This is a genomic window from Neobacillus sp., from assembly GCF_031988165.1.
GTDB classification, from domain to species: Bacteria; Bacillota; Bacilli; order Bacillales; family Cytobacillaceae; genus Neobacillus; species Neobacillus rhizosphaerae.
Map to the genome: position 1 here is coordinate 6,754 of NZ_DALZYO010000070.1, position 3,463 is coordinate 10,216.

The following is a 3,463-nucleotide window of genomic DNA, read 5'->3' on the forward strand; positions in this document are numbered from 1 at the left end:
AACGGCGTGTTATTTTCTTTTCCATTTGCTAAACCGTTACTTCCTCCGCCATTTTTAGCAGCATCCATGTTTTCTTTAAAACCATCCAGTATACCTTTTCCGGCACCCACGCCGACCAAAGCAGCATCAGATGATTTTTTAGCTATTTTCCCGGTAAGCTTCCCGGCTTTTTTAGCTGTGGATGAAGCAAAATCAGTAACCATTTTTCCTGTTTTAGCAGCAGCAAAGAGGCCAACTAAACTACGTGAAATGCTTTTCAAGCCAGCATCGATGCCAAACATCTCTTCGATAAAGTTAGGACCATCCACCGTTAAAACAGCCGCTGCAATCAAGACAACTATTTTTATCGGCGCAGATATATCAGCTTGGCCGATGTAGTCTGTGAAGAGAATGTAACACTGTAACAATAGCTCTATTGAAAATAAAACAATGAATGTATTCTTTATTTTCTCCAAGAATTTTTTATTACGTTGTCCGTTTTCAAGATCAGTTAAAGCTGTACCAACACTGAAGATCTTTAAAATGCCTAGTTCCATGATTAACTGAGCAGTCTTAAACATGGTCATAAACAAAACAAATGCTATGGTAGCAAGTTCAAATATCATGTACCAAGGGTGCCATGCATATCGGTAATAAGCTTCATCATCTTGTATCCAAAACGATTCAAGATCCTCTAATTTCTTTTCTCCGGATGCATCGCTTACTTTTTTATCTAATATTTTCTCACCATCTTTAGATAATGGACTAGAGTGAAAAATTCCGCCTGTATCGACCGGCTCCGTTATATCTAATAGTTTTACGTCTACATCATTTTCAATATTATTTTTCTTCTTTAGCTTTTTGAATTCTTTTTTACTCCACTCAGCGTCCTTGTCAATCTTATAAACATCAACAATGTTGTTTTGATATATTTTGGTGGAAACACCAAGCTTTCCGTCTTCAGCAAGCATACCCTTCCCAGCTAGTAAGAGATCAGATGCCTGTTGCATCCCCCAAGGGAGAACAAGAAAAAGTGTTAATGCAAATAATGAATTTGTAATGATTTTGTCGTATTCAGTTTTCTTCTGGACAATCATTTTCCATCCAATAAAGCCAATTGCCAATGCCATCAATGCAAAAATAACCGGCATCCACTTATCAATAAAATCACCAATCTGGTCACTATTGAAGAAATTAAGCAAATCATAAATCTGTTCAATTCCACCGGACAGGGCATCTACTACTGCGGCCAGCCCCATAATAACCCACCATCCAATGACTCTAAATGGGGCAGTCCAAATCGAAGTCAACGAAAGATAATCTTGGAACCTTAGTAGTATCTTCAGAATCTCTGAATCATCCATAAACAAACCTCACTTACTCTATGTGTTTTTTAATCTTTTCATATAGTTCATGTTTTTCAGGTGCTCTAAAAAAGGCCCTTAGTTGTTCAATTGTCGTTAAACTTTCAAAATAATTGTATTCATCTTCAGTTAATGCCTTCTGAGCAAAAAACTTTATATACACGTATTGATCGGCTTTGATTGCATCAGAAATAGGCGTACTTGTTTCGTACACCTCTTCAAGCGAATTCATAATTGCATCCTCCTCACTCACCTCTAAAACCTCGTTCCTGGATGAATCAATCAAACACGGACCTTCATAAAATTCCTCTTCATTTGTATTATCTGATGGTACTAGCTCAAAGAGTGAACCCATTGCTTCTGACGACTCATCAGCAATTCCAATCGGTTCTTCAGGCGGCGGTATTTCATTATAATCAGGCACCTCTGGATCAGCATCTTTTTTATCACTGCGCTTTTTTCCTTTGACTTTGTTTTTCTGCTCAACAGGCTCATTAAATTCAAATTCAATCAAAAGACTCTCCAGATCTAATGTCTCATGATTGCCATGAAACCCCAAATCGCCAAGGGCAATTTCATTATTAAACCGGTGCATCAAATACTCATATCTATGCAGCATGTGGGTTTCGTTATCTAATGAAGCAAAGATCGGATAAGGCACTACTCTTTTTCTTTTTAGATTCTCACGTTTTTTGGTCCTTAAAACCACCCATTCACCCTTTTTCAGCCTTCTAAGCTCGTCAGGGAGCATTAATGGCCTCTCTTCTTCCCTTTCGCTATAAGACTTGTCAACGTCCATTAAACCACCCTGGCGGTCTGCTGAGATTATAGTAGTAACCCCTAACTTTTCGCTGAATTTCTCCGCGTCCTCCCACTCATCACTCATAATATAAATCTGATTTCCCAAGTTACCCATTATTGCCGTGGCCATATCATCACCATAGACATCACGCAATTGAGAAACGTTTTGTATTACAAGTGTATAAAGCATGCCGCGGCTCAGACCGACTGCTAAAGCTCTGTTTAAGCCTTCGATCGGCGGGATATTAGCAACTTCCTCAAAAAGATATCTCACTTTCCTTGGCAATGTACTTTCTTTGGATAATGTCGCCTTTTCAGAAAGGACAGCATTCACTTGGGATAAAAAAGTAGAAATAATGGTGTAATTTGAATCGTCCCAATCGGGGTAAACAATGAATAAAGCTACTGGCTTCTCCCCGTATGCCAAATCCTCGATGTTCAAATCATTCTGTGCTGTCATTCGAGCGATTGTGTCGTACGTATAGTTTTTTAGCTTGGCCATCGTTCCAGTGTATATGCCGCTGCGTGTGATCCCCTGTGAAAATTGAATTGTTCCATACTGTAGTTTGGCGGGATGAGACGGCGGCAAATTCCCAAAGAAATGATCCAGCCGTGTATAACCGTCTTCATCCGGATTACTTCCCAGCTCGTTCAGCATAACCGTTAATGTATACATTGTTATGTTTTCAGGCTGTCCATTTTTAATACACAAGTCACAAACCGCGAGGATCAATGCGTTTACCAACGCAATAGATGCATTTTCCCACATAGGATCTGCGTGTGATTTATCGTTATGAAACAAGGAATAAGATAGCGTATTGCATAGCATTTGTGCTTTAGAGAAGTCTCCCTTCATGTATGCTTGTTTTACTAGCTCTAAAGGGTTATATGCCATTCCCCAATAGGGATTTAATAAATTGAAGCACATCACTTCATAACCATGCTTTTCAAATTCCGAATGTGTGTTTTTAAGCATGTCACCTTTTATATCAGTAATCACTACAGAGTCCTTTTTTTTAGCTCTCATAATGACATCTAAATATGGATAGGAGTATGTTTCAGTCTTACCAGATTGTGTTGATGCTACCACAAGGGTATGTGTTGAGTTTGTATCAACGTAAAGATGATCATTAAAATGAACAATTGGCATTCCTGCACTTCCTTCATACTCAATATCATCATCTTTAATCGCTTTATAAGTCTCTTGGATTTCTTTAATGGTCGTCCAGCGGGCAGTCCCTTTTGTTTGCTTATTGATATCACGAAAAGCAATTCTGAACCTATATACTTGCCTCACAATGAATATAGAAGCGATAATA

At 38.6% G+C, this 3,463-nt stretch carries 2 protein-coding genes; both read right to left on the minus strand.

What is annotated here, in order from left to right; translation table 11 throughout:
• Positions 1-1,343, minus strand: a 1,343-nt coding sequence (locus RTR43_RS24710; protein ID WP_396954627.1) for a pLS20_p028 family conjugation system transmembrane protein, incomplete at its 3' end; no start/stop codon positions are given.
• A gap of 13 nt (positions 1,344-1,356) precedes the next feature.
• Positions 1,357-3,463 (minus strand): VirD4-like conjugal transfer protein, CD1115 family (locus RTR43_RS24715; protein WP_312476516.1); only part of this gene is annotated, 2,107 nt, incomplete at its 5' end.